The sequence below is a fragment of the Bradyrhizobium sp. th-b2 genome (genome assembly GCF_000426785.1).
In the GTDB taxonomy this organism is placed as follows: Bacteria; Pseudomonadota; Alphaproteobacteria; order Rhizobiales; family Xanthobacteraceae; genus Bradyrhizobium; species Bradyrhizobium septentrionale.
Window position 1 is genome coordinate 1 of sequence record NZ_AUGA01000004.1, and the last position, 18846, is coordinate 18846.

At 60.2% G+C, this 18846-nt stretch carries 14 protein-coding genes and 4 pseudogenes; 11 read left to right on the forward strand and 7 right to left on the reverse strand.

The genetic code is table 11. The features are described from left to right. The 5 genes and pseudogenes from K359_RS51360 to sbmA form a co-directional block, all read left to right on the forward strand. Nucleotides 1-561, forward strand: a pseudogene (locus tag K359_RS51360) (hypothetical protein); the annotation flags it as partial. A 447-nt stretch (nt 562-1008) separates the two neighbouring features. Beyond that, nucleotides 1009-2853, forward strand: coding sequence for a trehalose-6-phosphate synthase (locus tag K359_RS51365; protein WP_051346048.1), 1845 nt, complete (start codon nt 1009-1011; stop codon nt 2851-2853). A gap of 592 nt (nt 2854-3445) precedes the next feature. After that, a pseudogene (locus K359_RS61125) lies at nt 3446-3568 on the forward strand (GTP-binding protein); the annotation flags it as partial. 81 nt (nt 3569-3649) lie between these two features. Continuing rightward, nucleotides 3650-3850 (forward strand): hypothetical protein, encoded by a 201-nt coding sequence (locus tag K359_RS58650; protein ID WP_084518314.1) that lies wholly within the window; start codon nt 3650-3652, stop codon nt 3848-3850. A gap of 391 nt (nt 3851-4241) precedes the next feature. After that, nucleotides 4242-5432, forward strand: coding sequence for a peptide antibiotic transporter SbmA (sbmA, locus tag K359_RS0107370; protein ID WP_029078764.1), 1191 nt, complete (start codon nt 4242-4244; stop codon nt 5430-5432). 850 nt (nt 5433-6282) lie between these two features. Here sbmA and K359_RS0107375 read toward each other — a convergent pair. The 5 genes and pseudogenes from K359_RS0107375 to K359_RS0107390 all read right to left on the reverse strand — a co-directional run bounded on the left by K359_RS0107375 (nt 6283) and on the right by K359_RS0107390 (nt 9353). Beyond that, nucleotides 6283-6801, reverse strand: a complete 519-nt coding sequence (locus K359_RS0107375) for a hypothetical protein (RefSeq protein ID WP_029078765.1) — start codon at nt 6799-6801, stop codon at nt 6283-6285. 60 nt (nt 6802-6861) lie between these two features. Beyond that, nucleotides 6862-7206, reverse strand: coding sequence for a carboxymuconolactone decarboxylase family protein (locus K359_RS51370; protein WP_156928402.1), 345 nt, complete (start codon nt 7204-7206; stop codon nt 6862-6864). 137 nt (nt 7207-7343) lie between these two features. Continuing rightward, nucleotides 7344-7631, reverse strand: a pseudogene (locus K359_RS66145) (carboxymuconolactone decarboxylase family protein); the annotation flags it as partial. A gap of 109 nt (nt 7632-7740) precedes the next feature. Next, nucleotides 7741-8910 (reverse strand): 3-keto-5-aminohexanoate cleavage protein, encoded by a 1170-nt coding sequence (locus K359_RS51380; protein WP_084518315.1) that lies wholly within the window; start codon nt 8908-8910, stop codon nt 7741-7743. Nucleotides 8911-8960: 50 nt separating this feature from the next. Continuing rightward, nucleotides 8961-9353: a VOC family protein gene (locus K359_RS0107390; RefSeq protein ID WP_245284537.1), complete on the reverse strand. Its 393-nt coding sequence runs from the start codon at nt 9351-9353 to the stop codon at nt 8961-8963. Between the two features lie 308 nt (nt 9354-9661). Here K359_RS0107390 and K359_RS51385 point away from each other — a divergent pair, with 308 nt between their 5' ends. Together K359_RS51385 and K359_RS0107400 are read left to right on the forward strand one after the other, a co-directional pair. Next, complete coding sequence (locus tag K359_RS51385; protein ID WP_051346049.1) at nt 9662-10675, forward strand: AraC family transcriptional regulator; 1014 nt, start codon at nt 9662-9664, stop codon at nt 10673-10675. 492 nt (nt 10676-11167) lie between these two features. Further along, nucleotides 11168-12091 carry a catalase family peroxidase gene (locus tag K359_RS0107400; protein WP_029078767.1) on the forward strand — a complete coding sequence of 308 codons (924 nt, stop codon included), beginning with the start codon at nt 11168-11170 and terminating at the stop codon, nt 12089-12091. 29 nt (nt 12092-12120) lie between these two features. On the opposite strand, the gene K359_RS0107405 is transcribed toward K359_RS0107400, so the two are convergent. Then, nucleotides 12121-13053 (reverse strand): helix-turn-helix domain-containing protein, encoded by a 933-nt coding sequence (locus tag K359_RS0107405; RefSeq protein WP_029078768.1) that lies wholly within the window; start codon nt 13051-13053, stop codon nt 12121-12123. Nucleotides 13054-13166: 113 nt separating this feature from the next. Further along, on the reverse strand, nt 13167-14096 hold the full coding sequence (locus K359_RS0107410; protein ID WP_029078769.1) for an AraC family transcriptional regulator: 930 nt from the start codon (nt 14094-14096) through the stop codon (nt 13167-13169). A gap of 429 nt (nt 14097-14525) precedes the next feature. Here K359_RS0107410 and K359_RS0107415 point away from each other — a divergent pair, with 429 nt between their 5' ends. From K359_RS0107415 to K359_RS0107430, 4 genes and pseudogenes are all read left to right on the forward strand, one after another. Then, a complete protein-coding gene (locus K359_RS0107415; protein ID WP_029078770.1) occupies nt 14526-15476 on the forward strand; it encodes an AraC family transcriptional regulator in 951 nt (316 codons plus the stop codon). A gap of 99 nt (nt 15477-15575) precedes the next feature. Then, on the forward strand, nt 15576-15893 hold the full coding sequence (locus K359_RS61135; protein WP_156928404.1) for a hypothetical protein: 318 nt from the start codon (nt 15576-15578) through the stop codon (nt 15891-15893). 146 nt (nt 15894-16039) lie between these two features. Continuing rightward, nucleotides 16040-17196: pseudogene (locus K359_RS51390) on the forward strand (HlyD family secretion protein). 29 nt (nt 17197-17225) lie between these two features. Further along, entirely contained in the window at nt 17226-18836 is a 1611-nt protein-coding gene (locus K359_RS0107430; RefSeq protein WP_029078771.1) for an MDR family MFS transporter, read from the forward strand. Nucleotides 18837-18846 lie beyond the last annotated feature (10 nt).

Here is an 18846-nt window from a genome sequence, read left to right on the forward strand (position 1 = left end):
CTATACGAAGGCCACCGACAAGCGGATTCTGAAGCTGCTGCATAAGCCGCCACCGCAGGGGTTTGCGCGCTGGACTGGCCCGCTGCTGGCCGAGGCGCTGGGCGATGTTGATGTCCAATATGTCTGGCGGTTCCTGCGTAGCCACAAGATTGACCTTGCGGCTCGCAAGTCCTGGTGCAAGAGCAACGACCCGAACTTTACGGCCAAAGCCGCCGATGTTGTTGGCCTCTACGTCGCCCCGCCCGCGAAGGCCATTGTGCTATGCGTGGACGAGAAGCCCTCGATCCAAGCTTTAGAGCGAGCGCAGGGTTATCTGAAGTTGCCCAATGGCCGCGCCTTGACCGGCCAGAGCCACGATTACAAGCGGCATGGCACTACGACATTGTTTGCGGCGCTCGAAGTCGCCACCGGAAAGATCATCGCGGCTCATTCAAAACGCAGCTTCAGGAACACATCGATGCCTACGTCAACGCGGACAACGACAAAGCCGAGCCCTTCGTCTGGACCAAGAAAAAGGTTCGTCAACGCCCCTTCAAAGGCCGCCGTATCACTCAGCTCTGATTCCGGCTACTAGGATTGGTAGTTGACCGGGGCGCATCTCGGTATGAACGTTGCAGTCGCGGTCACCTCCTTGAGAGTCATGAGATGGCCGTCCATTATTGGGCGTCGCCGAAATTCAAAAGCGCATCCATCCACGATGATCGAGACGCTGGAAACGGAATGACAAATGATGATCGGCGCGACCATCATGGCCTCACCAAGACCGCCCGATGACGGCAACGATCCTGCGTGCGTTCATAAAGGCGATGAAGTCAAACGCTGTCGTCTTACAATCCGACATGCCGGCGCCTATGCCACCATCGCGCCGCAGTCCTGCATAGGAGTACCGATGTCCCTATTTGGCTCCGCGACTGGTCAGCTTCCTGAAAGCTAGAGCTATTGATCTGCAACTGCATCAAACGGAAAACATCGTCAAACGGAGTTACCATCGTCAAACGGAGTTACAAAGTGGTTCGTATCCATGACACGCTCGACGCGGCAGCATCGGTTTCCGGCAGCACATCACACGCCACTCAGCAAGATGAAACCACTGGCCAAGCGGCGTTCGACCTGCACCTGGATGAGATACCGCTGGAGCGGGAGCAACAAGCCGATGCAGGTCCTTCCCATGCTGTTGTCTCGGTTGACGTGGAGGATCGCCTCGATACGGTAAACCAGCAACCCGACATGAAGCTTGTTGTCGTTTCGAACCGCGTCGCGCCCTTCGACCCCAGTAAGCCCCAGACCGGCGGGCTTGCCGCGGCCCTCGAGCCGGTTGTGGAACGTTCCGGCGCGGTCTGGATGGGCTCCTCGGAGAAGCGCGGCGACGGGACCGAGCAGCCCCTCCCGCTCGTGAAGACCGGTGCAGGCGATGTGGCGAGGCTCGATCTGCCCGCCGCCGACTATCCTGGCTATTATCGAGGTTTTTCGAATTCGACGTTGTGGCCGGCATTGCACTCCCTACCGGACCGGATGTCGGGCTCGGAAGAGGATTATGGCAGCTATCGAAAGATCAACGACTTTATGGCACGTGCGGCGTTCGATTTGGGGGATCGGGACGCATTCTGGGTGCATGATTATCATTTGCTTCCGCTCGGTGCCGATCTGCATAAGCTCGGCATTGAGCGGCCAACCGGCTTTTTCCTACATACGCCATGGCCGGCGCCTGACATGATAGAGCGCGTACCACACCATCGCGAACTGATGACGTCGATGCTGAAGTACGATCTGCTCGGCTTTCAGACGAACCGGGATCTGAACAATTTCCTGGCCTGTCTCCAGACCCATTTCGGCCTGGAGAGCAAGGATGGCGTCGTGACCTCCGAGCGTGGTCAGACGCGACTTCGAAAATTCCCAATCGGTATCGATCCCAAGCAGTTCGCAGGGTATCTTGCGGCAGACCTCTCGCCCGCAGAGCAAGAAAAAATCTCGTCATTATTGCAGAATTTCGAGGGAGCGAAGTTTGCGATCGGCGTAGACCGACTCGACTACACGAAAGGTATCGACAAACGGGTCGAAGCTTTCAATCAGCTTTTAGCGGCCGAGCCGCACAGCATCTCGCTGTTGCAGATAGCGCCGTCTTCACGCGCCGACGTCGAAGAGTATCAAAAATATAAAGACGACGTGGAGAGCGCGATCAACCACGTTAATGCCGAGCATGGCACAGACGAGTGGAGTCCGATCCACTACAGGAATGACTCATTCAGCCAGGCTGCACTCGCGCGCCTCTACCGCGCGGCGCATGTCGGCGTCGTGACACCGTTGCGTGATGGAATGAATCTTGTCGCTAAGGAGTATGTTGCTGCACAAGATCCGAGGGATCCCGGCGTTCTGGTACTATCGAAGTATGCGGGTGCGGCTGAAGACTTCAACGAGGACGAGGCGCTGCTGGTGGATCCGAACCGTCCAGAAGAGATCGCGGCCGCAATTTCCAAGGCGGCCCACATGCCGCTTGAGGAGCGCGTCAAGCGCTGGCGGTCGATGATGGACAAACTTGAATCCTATACCATCCACGACTGGTCGGCGGACTACGTTCGGGAACTGGACAAAGGCCGCGTCACGGTTCCGGCTGATCAGTTCCAGTATCTCGGTCTCGGCTGGACCAACGAGGCCCAAATGCCCCTGTATCAGAACTATGCCGAGGCGCTGACCGCCTACAACGAGATCGATCCCTCGGATGCCGCTTTGAAGGAGGCCGCCTATGCAGACGTGAGGTCGGCCTTTGAGGCGTTAGCGGCTCCACTGAAGCATACGCAGGACAGACTCTGGGATCTGCCGGCGGCGACAGCTTCGCTCGCCAGTCGTCGCGGATAAGAGCCCGGTGCCGGGAATGACTGATTGGGAGAACGCGCTTCTGTAGCAGGACAGAGGAACAAGCCAGATCTGGGGCGCTGACGCGGTTCTCGCGGGCCGCGCAGGCCCGCATGGTGATCGGGAACGTGAATAAGCTGGGCTAGGGACCCCAACCAGCTCGCCAAGCGAATCATTGATATCGCCACTGGCGAGACGCCCGATCGCGATCTTACGCAGAGAAAGAGGGCAAAGACCCGGCTGCGGTGGCGCTAGGCAAGAAGGGCGGGAAGGCGCGGGCGGATACGCCATCGGGAAGGGGCACTCAGTAAGTGTCATATGGCGGGAAGCGAGATCGACACCATTTTCGGCTTCGAAAAGAGTCCACACCCTCACGAAACTGTCGGTGGGCGCAAAGTCGGTCGTAGTAGTCGGGTTGAGCCAAAGCGAATTTTTGACGCCATCGATGGTCGGATATTTGGACCGCCGTTTGGGCGTCAAGTCGCCCTGGTTCGCCGTTTAAGCACTACCGCTTTCCTCAATTAACCAAGCGAAATCTTTCGGGGGCAGTTTTCAAACTGACCCACTACCCAAAGCTGGCTAGGGGGCTAAAGCAGTCGAGGGCGGCCCCCAACGCCCTTGGAAGTTAAGCGAACCGCGTCAAACCCGTCTGGTCTTTATCGGCCGTGATCTGCCGATCAATATCCTCAAGCAAGGCTTTGAGGCCTGCTGCGCGTAACTGGCGGCATGCGATGGTTACTTGAAGCAAATGGGCAGCCTCTCGGTCTACGTCCGTTTACGCGCATTCACAAGGAGCGCAATGGGCGACGTCATTCGATTTACTCAAAGATCCGAGATCGAGCGGGCTCGTTTGATTCGAGAAGCTCGCGCGATCTACGCCAGCATATTCCCGCCGAACGATGCGGTCAGCCAACAGCCGGATGGCCGCCCCTCTCAAGGGACGCTACCGGGCGCATCGGATCCGATCCCTTTTTGCAAACTCGCAGTCGAGGGCGAATGACGGCATCCAACTTCTTTACGCAGCCAACTCTGCGTAACGGCTTCTGGTAAATTTGAGAAGTCGAGCAATGTCCGCTATTCGGTCGTTATCCGGGGGTAACCGGACGTATCGCGGAGACCGCATTCGGGCGCGAATGACTCATCGACCGCCCAGCAATCTATTTCAGAGCTCAAATCAAACATCTTCGGCGGGCAAGTCTGAGCCAGCATGAGAAGGAACTGCCAATGAAACGGCGAGCGTTCATATTCTGAGCCGATGGGGCTTGCGGCCCAGAGCCGATTAGTTTCGATTGGCTGGGATGATCTGGCTTATGCCGCCTACGGTGGCCCCTGCATGCTCGGTCTTCTATAAGAAAGCCCGCAAATTCTCTGACCCGAGCGGGATACCAAACATGTTCGTTTCATTTTTCCCCCGACCCAAGCTGTTCTTTCTGTCGGTAGTTGTCTGGACGGCGCTGGCAATGGCGGTTTGGTATGGCTTTGCCAAAAATTTCTTCCAAGCGGCTGAACAGCCGGTCGGCCTGGCGACGTTCTGGGCGGCACCGGCGCTCTGGTTCGATCTCTATTTTGCCCTGTGCGCCGCGCTCTTCGCGGCGGCCTGGATTGTGTTGGCGCCGCATCCCTGGGCGAATTGGTCTATTCTCGGCTCGGCGCTGATCCTGTTCACCTCCTACTTCCAGGTCCAGGTCAGCGTCGCGATCAACAGTTGGTATGGACCGTTCTACAACCTCGTCCAGGCCGCGCTTTCAAAATCAACGCCGGTCACGGTCGAGCAGTTCTACGGTGAATTGTCGACCTTTGCCGGCATCGCAGTGGTCGCGGTCGCGGTCGGTGTGGTGACGCGATTCTTCGTGAGCCACTACATCTTCCGCTGGCGGACCGCGATGAACGATTTCTATGTCACCAACTGGCCGCGGCTGCGCACGATTGAAGGCGCCTCGCAGCGGGTGCAGGAAGACACCATGCGCTTCGCGACCACCGTGGAAGGTCTCGGTGTCAATCTCATCAGTGCCGTGCTAACGCTCTTGGCCTTCCTGCCGGTTCTGATGAAGCTGTCCGGCGACATCACGGAGCTGCCGCTGGTTGGCGTCATCCCCTATCCGCTGGTGTTCGCCGCCGTGATCTGGTCGGTGCTCGGCACTGGCGTTCTCGCGCTGATCGGCATCCGCCTGCCGGCAATCGAATTTTTCAACCAGCGGGTTGAAGCGGCCTATCGCAAGGAGCTCGTGCTCGGTGAGGATGAAGCTGCCCGTGCCGATCCACCGACATTGAGCGTGCTGTTTGGTGATATCAGAAGGAACTACTTCCGGCTTTACCTGAACTTCATGTACTTCAACATCGGCCGCATCGTCTATCTGCAGACCGACGTCGTCTTTCCCTACCTCCTGCTCGCACCGACGATCATGGCCGGCAAGATCACGCTCGGTTCGATGAACCAGATTCTGAATGCGTTTTCGCAAGTGCGAACCTCGTTTCAGTATCTCGTCAATTCGTGGAGCACGATCGTTGAACTGATTTCGATCTATCAGCGGCTGCGGGCTTTTGAGGCTAAGATCGGTGGCCAGTCCCTTTCCTTCGATTGAGAGAGGGACGGAGCCCCTATCGTTGCGATGATCTCGCCTGCTGGGACGTCCGTATGAGTCCGTTCGTGGCACATAGCTGCCCCGGACGTGTGCGACGGCACGTCCGCAGTTGGCGAAAGCCGACACCGCATTCCAGGCGCATCCGTTGGCATCCAGCCCGAAAAAAATTCGGTCAGATACGAAGATGAGTCGAGAGCTGGCAGGTGAACCTGCCAGCGGAGAGCCGCGCCAAGCGGAAGCGCAAGGCGGGATAGCGTGGCTCAGCTGGGGCCATATACGCTAGGCCGGGGCCGTAGGGGCTCAGGGGCCTTTATATACTAAGCCGGGGCCTATTCGGGGCCTGAGCCTGCCAGCTCAGGTCCTTCGCTTTTCCAAGGCATTGAAAAGCCAACATTATTTATTCGCAAAGGGCTCTGGACAACAGGCCCACACGACTTCACCGTCCGCCTCATGCACACTCGTCACTCGCGCAATCGGCGTCCACCGCATCTCACCGCAACACCCGTGACGATGCGCAGCGCCCCTCGATCGGGTGAGACGGACACATTGAACATCTGAGTTGGGTGAAACGCCAAGCGGAATATTTTCTTATGCCGATATTGACAGGTTTTGCCGAGTTGCCCGTCGTGTCGAACCGGCAACACACCTCCGGGCCAACGCGGCGCCCAGGCGATCTTCGCTTTCCGGGATTCGAGCGCCGGAAATAGTCTCCGCCATCGTCGAGCTGCCGCTTCCTGCGATAAATCGTTGATCACCACGTCGCGCACAAATGGTGAACCGGAAATACCCACTCAGTTCGTGATCAAGGCGCAGGCAATCTCAGCCGCAGTTGCGCTGTGCCCGGACTGCTTCAGGGTTGCATCGGGACCGATCGGCGGCGTCGCACAAAAAATTGCTCGAACAATTCGTCACCACCGATATCTCTGGCGATTTCTCTCAATGCAAAGAATGGCATCAGCACAACAAACATGATCACCGCGAGCACGAGTTGTTCCAAAACACCCTGAGTCCCGATGCTGCTCATTACTGTCTTTCCCTTCCATAAGGCGGCCAGGCCTTCCTCGAGCAGATGAAATACAAGCAGAATAATCGAGAACACGGCAGACCTGTACGCGATCGGGTAGATCAAAGGCTTGTCTCGCAGCTCATCGGCGACGTGAAGCTCTTCTGCGACAAAAACAATCTTGGCCAGCACGAGGGCATTTATGATGGCAAAGCCCTGATGATAGAACGAGGCCTCTCCCAGAACGATCGATTTGTGAAGCGCGAACAGGCCGAGCAGTACCCAGAGATAAGCGAATATCCAAAGCAGCTTCTTTGCTTCGACGACGCCCTTCTCTTTCAGGCGGTTGAGCAGATCCTCGGCCATTCCTCGATCTCCTGCCAAATCTCGTTCGGTTAAATCACGCTAATGAACAAGTTTCGGCCGCTAGTTTCTGCCGGCCGTCGAACCGACGTTGGCGCGCTGAAATCGCTCCAATTCCTCCGCGAGGATCGGGACGCCGAGATTACAGGCCTGAACGCCCTGAACGACACACAACTTCAGGACCTCCATGATTTCTTCAATCGTTGCGCCGGCGACGAGCGCCCCCTTGATGTGGCGTCGCGTCCCGGGCGCATACATGTGGGTGTAAGACGCATCGAAAGCGACGCTTAAGAGCTCCACCTCTTTGGGCGCGAACGTGCCGCTTCCATAAACCCCCGCACCTGTCGCCATGAATGCGTCGGTCCAAACCGGGTCGAGCTGAAAAAACGGGTCCACGCCGTATTCCATTGACCGACCGACCTCATCTTGTCGCAGGCCGGTGTCGCGACCGGGGGCCTCGGAGCGGACCTAGCTCCGGCCGCTTTGCCTTCCTCAAGCAGGATAGGCGCGCCGAGGCTGCAGGAATGGATCGACATCACCGATGCCATCTTGAGGATGGTGAGAATCTCATCGCGGGTTGCCCCGGTCTGGAGCGCTGCGCGGATATGCCGCCGCGTACCTTCCGGATTGAGATTCGTGCAGGCGGCGTTGAGCGCTACGCCGACCAGTTCGACGAATTTCCGTGGCAGGACCCCGTCAACCCACGGATCGATTGTCATCTTCATGCACGCCGCAGCCCAGGCCGCGTCCCATTCGACGAGCTTGGCCCCGGCCGCGTCCCACGGACCCATCTCGCCCGGCGAGGCTGACGCAATTGCATGATCATTGATCATTTTTCTGCCTCGCTAGAATGAGAACTGGCTATCGGCATCCGGCGCCGTCCGCAACATCTGCCATAAGCCCCGCCCTCAGCCGAGGGCGGGACTTCGAAGTCTTCGTCAGCTAATTCCTCGCTGCCATCAACGCGGCTTGTGCAGCCCTGACCGGCTCTGGTGCGATCATGCACGCGGCGATTGGATGCGAGTCACCTCCGATGACGGCCGGTTTGATCTTCCCGTCGGTCGGCCACGTGAGGAAACCCGGATTGAACTCGGTAGGATTGGGCGGCATGCCGTTGTTTTGGAGCGTCTCGTCAACGCTGTTGTACCAGGTGCCGACCTTCATAATCTTGCGCGCCTCTTCTGCGGTCGCCACTTTGCGGCCGAACTCCTTGCAAAGCCGCACCACACCCTGAATTTGCTCGACCGTAGTCTTGCGCTTGCGATCGGCGCCCCAGAGATTGTCCTCGTTGCCGACGCGCACGTGCTGACCAAGCACAAGGGACATCGCGGAGATGGATATCAAACCTCTCATGCTGGACCAGAACGTGTTAACCGATCCCTGCGGCACGCGTTGCAGGAAATGCATCAGATCAAATGGATTTCGGCCGAGCGTCCCGCCGCCGTAAGCGCAGAGCGCCATGTTCAGCGGACCCATGTAAACGCCTGCACGGATCAACCGCTCGATGATCTCCCACTGGTGAACATGAGCGGGAACGAAGTAAGGCTGGATGCCATTCTTCCGAAGACGTTTGAGGTGCTCGACGTAGAAGGCAGGCGTCGAATCCACCACCATGCCGGACCACGCCGCAAGCACCTTGGGATCGTCCATGTGCGTCCCCTTGATGTCTTCCTTAGAGAACATCGAGGCGATGTCCCACAACGTGGTTCCGGTCGTAATCGTCACATATTCCGGCTTGGGGTCTATTTCCGTGAGCATGTGGCGGGTGTCGTAGTCGAGCCACTTCGCCTTGGCGTCATCCGTGTGCGGCGCGAACGAGATCGAGCCGCCGACTTGAATGATCATGTCCGGGACGGCTTCCTTCACCCGCCTCATCAGGTAATTGTACTCGTCGAAGTTCGTCGAACCCATACCGGTGGCCGGGTTGCGAACGTGGAAGTGCAACATGGTGGCGCCGGCTTCGTAGCAGTCCACCGCGGCCTGAACCTGCTCGTCCCAGGAGAGGGGAATATCACTCGCGTCACCCGGCAGCCACGCCGGACCGTACGGCGCCGCGGTAATAATGAGCGGTGCCATGTTTTCCGGGAGGATTGAATTGTCCGTGTAATACATCTTCGTTCCTTTCGGGTTGGCGTTAGCGGTCCATCGTGATCGTTTCGGAACTAGTCGGGCTCCGGCATCGGAAAGGCGGTCGGGTCGGCCTGCCAAATGCCGAAAGTGTTCTTCGCAGGGTCCGCCACAATGGTCACCCAGGCGGTCTTGGGCACCGCTGTCTTCGGGCGGATAATCGAACCGCCCAAGTGCAGAATCCGAGCAGCAGTTTCATCGAGCGAGGGCACGTTGACGAACAGCATCCAACCGTTCAAACCGGGAATCGCGCGATGCGTGAGCCCGCCATGCAATGCCGGTCCCTCGCCTGCGCCGGACTGGATGCGCCAGTAACCAATGCCGGGCATCTGCTCGACCTGCCAACCGAACGCCTTGCGATAAAAGTCGGCCAATGCGCGCGGCTGCTCACCGTAGATCTCAAAATGAGTGACTGTGTTTTTCATCATGATGATGGTTCAAGACGTCTGTCTTGCTTCGCCAATAATTTACGCCAGAAGCCCTTCTCGTCTTCGATCAGAGAATGCTCGTAGTGCTCTCAAAGTCGCTTTGTTAAATTGTATCGTCCTAAGATTGCTTGACGGCACGAGCCTTTCCCCGCGGCGTTGTATTCTTGTCAATGCGATCTATGACCGCACGCCAACTTGGGGTAAGGAGATCATGGCCAGAAATGAAATAAGATCGCTCGCTATTTTGCGACAATCCGATCTGATATTTTCCGCCGCGCAATGGCGGCTGTCACGCCGGGTCACAGCAGATGGATGGGCAACAGCGCGTCGGAGTTCTGGTCGCGCTCCCGCTAGTCCTGCAGGAGCTGGGCGAAGACCCCGCAAGGCTCATTGCCGGCGCCGGTATTGACCCTGAGTTGCTGCACAATCCCGAAAACTCACTCACCTTCGTTGAGCTCGGAAGACTTCTGGAGGCCTGCGTGACTGCGACGGGCTGCGAGCATTTTGGGCTGCTTGTCGGACAACGGTCGACCACCGAAAGCCTCGGACTGGTGGGACGGCTGATGCGGAATGCTCCGACGCTCAAGGACGCGCTTCTCGACCTGTGCACCAATCAAAAGCGCTACGTTCGTGGCGCGGTGGCGTACCTCGTTGTTCAGGACGAAATCGCTTTCCTGGGGTATGCCGTCCATCATCCGGCGATGTTGGCCATCGATCAGCTCAGTGACGGAGCAATCGCAGTAGGCTTCAACATAATTTCGGAGCTTTCAGGTACCGCACCTGATGAGGCCTTGCTGGCTCGCCGTGCACCCGGCAATCTCGCGCCTTACCGCCAATTCTACGGTTCTACCCCGAGGTTCGATGCACAACAGAATGCATTGGCCTTTCCTGCCAGCCTTCTCACACATCCCGTGCGTGGCGCCGATCGCGAGTTGCGCAAAACCCTGGAAAAATTGGTCGCCAGCTATTGGGCCGTCGAACAGCCGAGCGTTGCGCAAACGGTCACTCGCCTGCTCCGGGCTCGAATCGTTTTTCCCAACACGTCGCTGGAAACGGTGGCAACTGAGCTATCCATGCACCCCCGCACGCTCAATCGCCGATTGCAGGCGGAGGGCAAGAGTTTCCGGGACTTGATGAGTGAGGCGCGTTTTCAAGTCGCGCGTCAACTGCTCGAAGGGACCAGGATGGAGGTTACCGAGATCGCGCTTGCGCTCGGTTATGCCGAACCGAGCAGCTTCACACATGCATTTCACAAATGGTCAGAGATGACGCCCAGCGAGTGGCGCAAGCACGGAAACGCAGGACTTGATCGTCTGCAGTAGGCCTCGCGAGCCGTGGTGCAAAAAAGCCAGCGCCGCCGCGACACTTTGTTGATACGCGGAATATCCGGGTTGCACCAAAAGCCGGTCATCCACGACGCGACGGAATATCAGATTTTTTTTTGCGAAGGACCGCGCCTGGCTAGGCGTCAGGACCACACGACTTCACCGTCCGCCTCATGCATACTCGTCAGTCGCACACTCGGCGTCCACCGCATCTCACCGCAACACCCGTGACGATGCGCAGCGCCCCTCGATCGGGTGAGACGGATATATTGAACATCTGAGTTGGGTGAAACGTCGAGCGGAATATTTTCTTATGCCGATATTGACAGGTTTTGCTGAGTTGCCCTTCGTGTCGAACCGGCAACACACCTCGGAGCAAGATTGATGTGTTCGCAGCAATCGCTCTGCAATCAGGTCAATTGCTCGGGGGCAGCGGCACGCACGGCTCGGTAGATATTCACGATTACCGAGCTTCGAACAAAGGTCGCTATGTCCGAATCCCCGAGGGGCGCTGTTACGCCCGCCTCGATTGTTGACGCGCTGAAAGCTGTGGCCGGCGATCCGCCAAAGGCACGCGCGAGCTTTGCCAAAGGCCAGTGCGTCCACGGCACCTACATACCGTCCCATCAGGCGGAGGAAATCACGAAATCGCTGAGCTTCACGAGACCATCCCGCGTGCTGGCGCGCTTCTCCGTGGGCGGCGGCAATCCCGATGTGGCGGATACCGAAAGTCTCGTTCCGCGCGGCTTCAGCTTCAGGCTCGGCGACATCGGCCATCGCACGGATATCGTCGCGCAAAACTCTCCCGTTCATTATGCACGGACGCTCGCGCAGATGCTGGCGTTCCTGGAGGCGCGCATCCCGGGCCCCGATGGAAAGCCGGATATGGAGAAGGTCAGAGCATTCTCTGCCGCCAATCCGGAAACGCTGCATCACGTGAGCTACATCGCCACGCGGCCGCCTGGGAGTTTTGCCGGCACGACCTATTGGGGTGTGCACGCCTTCCCCGCCACCAATGCGATGGGCGAGATACGGTTCATCAAATTCAAGATCGCGCCGGTCGGCGGGGACGTGACGCTGGCGGGACCGGAAGCCAAGGCGAGGTCTGCCGACTTCCTGCACGACGAGCTCGAACAGCGGGTTGCTACGGGCAACATTCGCTTCAGCGTGCTCGCGTTGCTCGACCGCCCCGGCGACCCCACCATGGACCTGACTGTCCGATGGCCCGATGAGGATCATCGCGAAGCCGTGCGACTGGGGACGATCGTGATCACCGGCATCGAGCCAAACGAAACCTGCGATGGCTCCATCTTCGATCCGGCAAATCTCGCCGAGGGTATCGGTCACCCGCATGACGAGATCTTTGCAGCGCGCGCCACAGCCTACGCCATCTCACTGAAGATGCGTCGCTGATCAGACGGGCCGCTGCACATTGCCCGGAATTACGCATCCCCTCCGGACACGCCGAGCTTTTCGCGACGCCACACGCCCGGGCTGATCCCGACCACGGCCGTAAACACCCGCGTAAAGTGGCTTTGGTTGGCAAAGCCGGCCGATATCGCAATCTCGGCCAGGGGCAGCTCGCGCACCGTCATCAGTTGTTGGGCCACCTCGACACGCTGGCGGAGCAGCCACCGGTGCGGCGGTAGGCCGGTGGAGATTCGAAATGCGCGCGAAAAATGGCTGACCGAGAGGTCAAACTCGGCCGCGATTTGTTGCAATGGAAGCTTTCCACCGAGGTCGGAATCCAGTCTTTCGCAGGCGCGTTTCGTCTGCCACGGCGCGAGGCCACCGCGAGCCGGCTCGGCTCTGCGCTGCATTCCGCCATAGGTCTGCGCGACATGAACTGTAAATGCGAACAGCGAGTAGTCGATGAAGAGCCGATTGGTCTCAGTCGGCCGACGCAGCGCTGGCAGGAGCGCCCCACCGATATGACGGATGATCGGGTCGTCATGGCCGACGCCGAACTGACAGGGAAGATCGCCAACGCGCGGTGCGCGGGACTGCTCCGTGATGCCGTCGAGCGCCGAGCGCGGAAGATAGAAATGGAGGGAATGGAACGGCTTGTCGATGACGAATCGCGGATCGATCTTCATGTCGTACAAATATGTTGCGCCCGCTCGGATATCGGCCTTGGTGACGCACTTGCTGCGTGCCCAGAGCTCGCAGCTCGGGTAATCGTTAAGCTTCAGGCTGACAACATAGGAATCCTCAAGGACCATCCCGCCGGAAAGGCTCCGCACCGGGGCATCATCCCGGGTTTCAGTGACGGCGATCTCGGTATTGCGCAGTGAACGCGTGATCAACGAGGGCGGTTCATGCTCGAGATGCAAGAACCGCCTGACGTTCTGACCGTAGAAACCCCTCTGCGTCATGTGGGCCGTCCCATCGTCAGGAGTTGGGCCGGCTGCTCTCACTCGCATTGTCGCCTGCGCCATCTCATTGAAGACTCGCCGCTGATCGGACGAGCCGCCGCGCTGCCCGGAAATCACGCATCCCCTCCGGACACGCCGAGCTTTTCGCGGCGCCACACGCCCGGGCTGATCCCGACCGCGGCCGTAAACACCCGCGTAAAGTGGCTTTGGTTGGCAAAGCCGGCCGATATCGCGATCTCGGCCAGCGGCAACTCGCGCACCGTCATCAGCTGCTTTGCGGCCTTCACCCGCTGACGAAGCAGCCACTGATGCGGCGGCAGCCCGGTGGAGCTGCGAAAGGCCCGTGAAAAATGCCCGACCGAGAGGCCGAATTCAGCCGCGATTTGTTGCAGCGAAAGCTCTCCGCCCAGATCGGAGTCGAGCCTTTCACAGGCTCGTTTCACCTGCCAGGGCGCGAGACCGCCGCGGGCCGAATTAGTGACGCGCTGCAGTCCGCCATAGGCCTGTGCGATGTGCGCGCCGAACGCAAGCATCAGGTGATCGATGAAAAGCTGGTTCGCCTCGTCCGGCCGGCGCAGACCCTGCAGCAGCGCCGCGCCGACATGGCGCATCACCGCGTCGTCATGGCCGGTACCGAATTGACAGGCGAGGTCCTCGACGCGCGGCGCGCCGGCCTCTTCAGCGATACGATCGAGCGCCGAACGCGGCAGATAGAACTGGATGGAATGGAATGGCTTGTCGATGACATAGCGCGGATCCTGCCTGAGATCGTACAGCCATGTCGTACCAGCCCTGACATCCGCCTTGGTGACACACTTGCCGTGCTTCCAGAGTTCGCAGTCCGGATAGTCATGGAGCTTCAGGCTGACGATATAGGCCTCGTCTGCCATGGACCCGGAAAGACCCGGCACGGGGTTATCATTCTGCGTTTCGGCGGCAGCGAGATCGATGCCGCGCATTGAGCGCGTGATCACCGCGCTCGGCGCATCCTTCAAATGCAGGTAACGCCCTACCCTCTGCCCGAAGGTGCCTGCCTGGGTCATGTGGGTCGATCTCATCGTGAGGAGCTGGGCCAGGCGGCTCTGGGTTCGCCTGCGCGGTCGCCTGCATTATCCGGGATCGGCGCGCCGTGGTCTAGGTCTGCGGCGTATCGCGCGGCCATTGTGACCGTCTCGTGACGGGGACGATTTCCGCAGTGATTTCAACGCGCGGCATGCGACCGCGCTGATGACATCGATCAACGATGCTGACCTAACGCCCGCGGGCCCACCCGTCACACGACGCTTGCAGCAGGATCAGGCAAGGCGCGGCCGTTTTGGGAAAGAACCCGTAGTTCTCCGGGCCTAAAACGCGCAGCCAAAGCTCGCAGCATTGACCGGCAACAATACCGAACACCCGAAGCAACGGCTTCACGCCAACCCGGGCGTCGGGCCGGTGGCGCGCGCATGGCCTCGCAATACGAGTACAAGCCGATGAGCAAACCGATCCAGCACGATGCGCCAGAGCATTCGCAGGCAGCCCCCGAGGCGCGTCAAACCGACGTGCCAAGCAACGAGCACCGTACCGCCGATGCCGAGATGGCGCGCGTGCTCGGGACCACCCCGTTTCACATGGCTCTGGACTCCTCGGGTGCCGGGATCGCGCACTGGAAACATGATCCATTGCACGACGTCGTCGAGCCGATGACCCATCACGTCATCATGGCCTACAACGGCACGGTACAGCACGTGGAGCGGCGGTCGGGACAATCGGTTGCGACAGGAACGTTCCGGCCCGGCGTCGTGATCATCATTCCGGAAGGATCGAGCTCGCGATGGGATATTCCAAAACCCGTTGACGTGGTTCAGCTCTATCTTCCGCACGCCATGCTCACACGCGTTGCGGACGAGGTCGACGCGGCCACGCCGAAGGACATCCTGGAGCGCACGGGGCATCCCGATGCCATCACGTCCCGATTGCTGCTCAGCGCATCGGAGATCGTGGAGAGCAACGACGCGCTGGATACGTTGTTCAGGCAGCAACTGACCGAGTTGCTGGCCACCCGTCTCCTGCTGGCGCACGCCAGTTCGCCAACCACGATCCAGCCGGTCAGGGGAGGATTGGCGCCGAAAGCGCTGCTTCGCGCGATCGAGCGCCTGCGTTCGGACAGCGATTCTGACGTGTCATTGGCGGCGCTCGCGTCGGAGGCCGGCCTGTCGCGCTTCCACTTCTGTCGCGCCTTCAAGGAGAGTACCGGACTGTCACCCCATGCCTGGCTGCGCCAGCACCGGCTCGAGCAGGCAATGAACATGTTGCAAAACACCGATGAGCCAATCGTGTCAGTGGCGGCGGAGCTCGGCTACGCCTCGCAGACCGCCTTTGCCGCGGCGTTCAAGAAACTGACCGGCGAAGCACCGCGCGATTGGCGGCGACGCGCCCGTTAGCCGCAATCCATCTGCAAGCACGGCAATCTCGCTGGGGCAGCGGCAATGTCGATCCGATAGATCAGCATGGCCAACACCCGCAACGGATGGAGACTAGCGATGAACTGGAAGACATGCGTCACCGCCCTTCCTGCAATCGTTCCACCACGGCGAGCCATTGCGACCGCCCTCGTCTACGGTCTCTCGCTCGGCGTTCGTTTCACCTCAGCCACCGGCGAACAAGTGGAAGTTCACTCGCTGGCCACGGCGTCGATCATGACAACAGACGATACACCAACATCCGACAATGGCTGGCATCTGGGACCGGCGCAGCCGATTGCTCTGCGGCTCACCCAGCCGCCGGCTGCCGGGCGCTGTCATGCGGGGTGTGGACGCACCATGCCCATGGCATCGGCGCCCACATGCGGCGCTCCGTAAGCGTCGGATAAATTCCTCTCACATCTTCGTATCGCATGCGATCGCGCCGGTCCCTCAGGGATCGCGATGATGACGCGTGCATCCGGCATCACTGCCGGCGCCTCTCACCCGATTGAACTCTTGCGCCACAGCTTTCGGAGGACACCATGTCGACCCTTCCCTACGCCGCCGAGCAGAAAGCCGGCATCCACCCGTCTCCGTCGCGCCATGCCATCCGGCGCGCAGCATTCGCACTCGCCGCAGCGCTCGGCGTCGCCGGCACTGCCGATTTCGGCTACTACTACATCACCACCGGCCGCTACCTGGAAACGACCGACGATGCCTACGTCAAGGCCGACTCCACTATCGTCGCACCCAAGGTTTCGGGCTACATCGCCAAGGTGCTCGTATCCGACAACGAGCCGGTCAAGGCCGGCCAGACGCTGGCGCGGATCGACGATCGCGACTTCAGGGCCGCGCTGCAACAGGCCCAGGCGGATGTCGCCGCCTCCGACGCTGTCGTCAAGAACCTCAACGTGCAGATCGAATTGCAGGAGCCGCTGATTCAGCAACAGGCGGCCGAAGTCGATGCGATCGATGCCAGCCTGAAATTCGCGCAGCAGGAACGCGCCCGCTACGACGAGCTGATGAAGACCGGTGCCGGCACGATCCAGCGCGCCCAGCAGATACCGACGCGGCGTTGCGCGCGCAGACTGCGCAGCTCCAGCAAGGCAAGGCCGGATTGATCGCGGCCAACAAGAAGATCGAGGTGCTCGCGACCCAGCGCGCGCAGGCCGTCGCGCAACTCGGCCGCGCACAGGCGGTCGAACAGCAGGCTGCCCTGAACCTCTCCTATACCGAGATCACGGCGCCGGTCGGCGGTACGGTGGGCGCACGAACACTTCGCGTCGGCCAGTATGTGCAGGCCGGAACCCAGCTGATGGCGGTCGTGCCGCTCGACGCGGTCTATGTGGTCGCGAATTTCAAGGAGACCCAGCTCACCCATGTGCGCAACGGCCAGCCGGTCGAGCTGCGGGTCGACAGCTTCCATTCGACCAGGCTGAAAGGTCATGTCGACAGCCTGTCGCCGGCGAGCGGCCTGGAATTCGCTCTGCTGCCGCCCGACAATGCCACCGGCAACTTCACCAAGATCGTGCAGCGCGTGCCGGTCAAGATCGTGCTCGACGATGCGAGGCTGAGCGGCCGCCTGCGGCCGGGCATGTCGGCTGAGCCGACCGTCGATACGAAATCGGCCGCTGTCGCCGAGCGTCTCTCCGACAAGAAACGGCTCGCAACGCGCGACGCCGGTTCGACAGCCGACTGATGCTTCATCCCTCGCACGCGGTGACCACCATGACCACAGCGCAAGCCACCAGCGAAGTCGCTCCCGCCAGCGCAACTCCGTTGCCGGCCGCAGGTCCCGCCATCTCCACAAAGACCTGGCTCGCGGTGACGGGCGCGACGCTGGGCGCCTTCATGGCGGTGCTCAGTATCCAGATCGTCAATGCCTCGCTTGCCGACATTCAGGGCGGAATCGGCGCGGGCATCGACGACGGCGGTTGGATCTCGACGTCCTATCTGATCGCCGAGATCGTCGTGATTCCACTCTCCGGCTGGCTCGCCCAGGTGTTCTCGGTCCGCATCTATCTGTTGACCAACGCGTTCCTGTTCCTGGTGTTTTCCGCGGCGTGCGCGCTCGCGCACGACCTGCCGCAGATGATCGTGCTGCGCGCCGTGCAGGGCTTCACCGGCGGCGTGCTGATCCCGATGGCGTTTACGCTCATCATCACGCTGTTGCCGAAGGCGAAGCAGCCGATCGGGCTCGCGATGTTTGCGGTCTCGGCAACCTTCGCGCCTGCGATCGGTCCGACCATCGGGGGTTATCTCACCGAGAATTTCGGCTGGCAGTACATCTTCTACGTCAACGTCGTCCCCGGCGCGGTCATGATCGCCATGCTGTACGTCTCGCTGGAGGCTGCGCCGATGAAGCTGTCGCTGCTGCGCGAGGGCGACTGGGCCGGCATCATCACCATGGCGATCGGGCTCGCCGCGCTGCAGACCGTGCTGGAAGAGGGCAACAAGGACGACTGGTTCGGTTCGCCCTTCATCGTTCGGCTGGCCGTCATCGCTGCGGTCGCGCTGGCGCTGTTCCTCGCAATCGAGCTGGCCACCAAGCGGCCGTTGCTCAACTTACGCATCCTGCTCCGCTGCAATTTCGGGTTCGGCGTTCTCGCGAACTTCCTGCTTGGCGTCTCACTGTATGGCTCGGTCTATGTCCTGCCGGTCTACCTGTCCCGGATCCAGGGTTACAATTCGGAGCAGATCGGCATGGTGCTGGCCTGGACCGGCCTGCCGCAGCTGCTGCTGATCCCGCTGGTGCCCCAGCTGATGAAGCGCTTCGACCCGCGTCTCGTGATCGGCATCGGCTTCGTGTTGTTCGGGGGTTCGAACTTCATGAACATCCATATCACGAACGACTATGCGGCAGACCAGCTGTTTTGGCCGAATGTCATCCGCGCCCTTGGTCAGGCACTGGTGTTCGCGCCGCTTTCCGCAGTTGCGACCGCCGGAATCGAGCAGGAGAACGCCGGCTCGGCCTCTGCGCTATTCAACATGATGCGAAACCTCGGCGGCGCAATCGGCATCGCGGCACTGCAGACATTGCTGACGAAGCGCGAGCAATACCACTCCAATGTGCTCTCGCAGCACGTCACCATGCTCGAGCAGGCGACCCGCACCCGGCTCGATCAGCTCACGCAGTATTTCATCAACCATGGTGTGGTCGACCGGGTGGACGCCGTCCACCACGCCTATGTCGCGATCGGCAAGGTCATCCAGAAGCAAGCCTTCATTCTTGGCTTCAGCGACACCTTCTATCTGCTCGGCGTCTCGCAGATCGTCGCGCTGATCGCGGCGCTCATGCTCACCAAGCCCGATCGTCTCGACGCCGGCGGCGCGCACTGACCGTCAACGG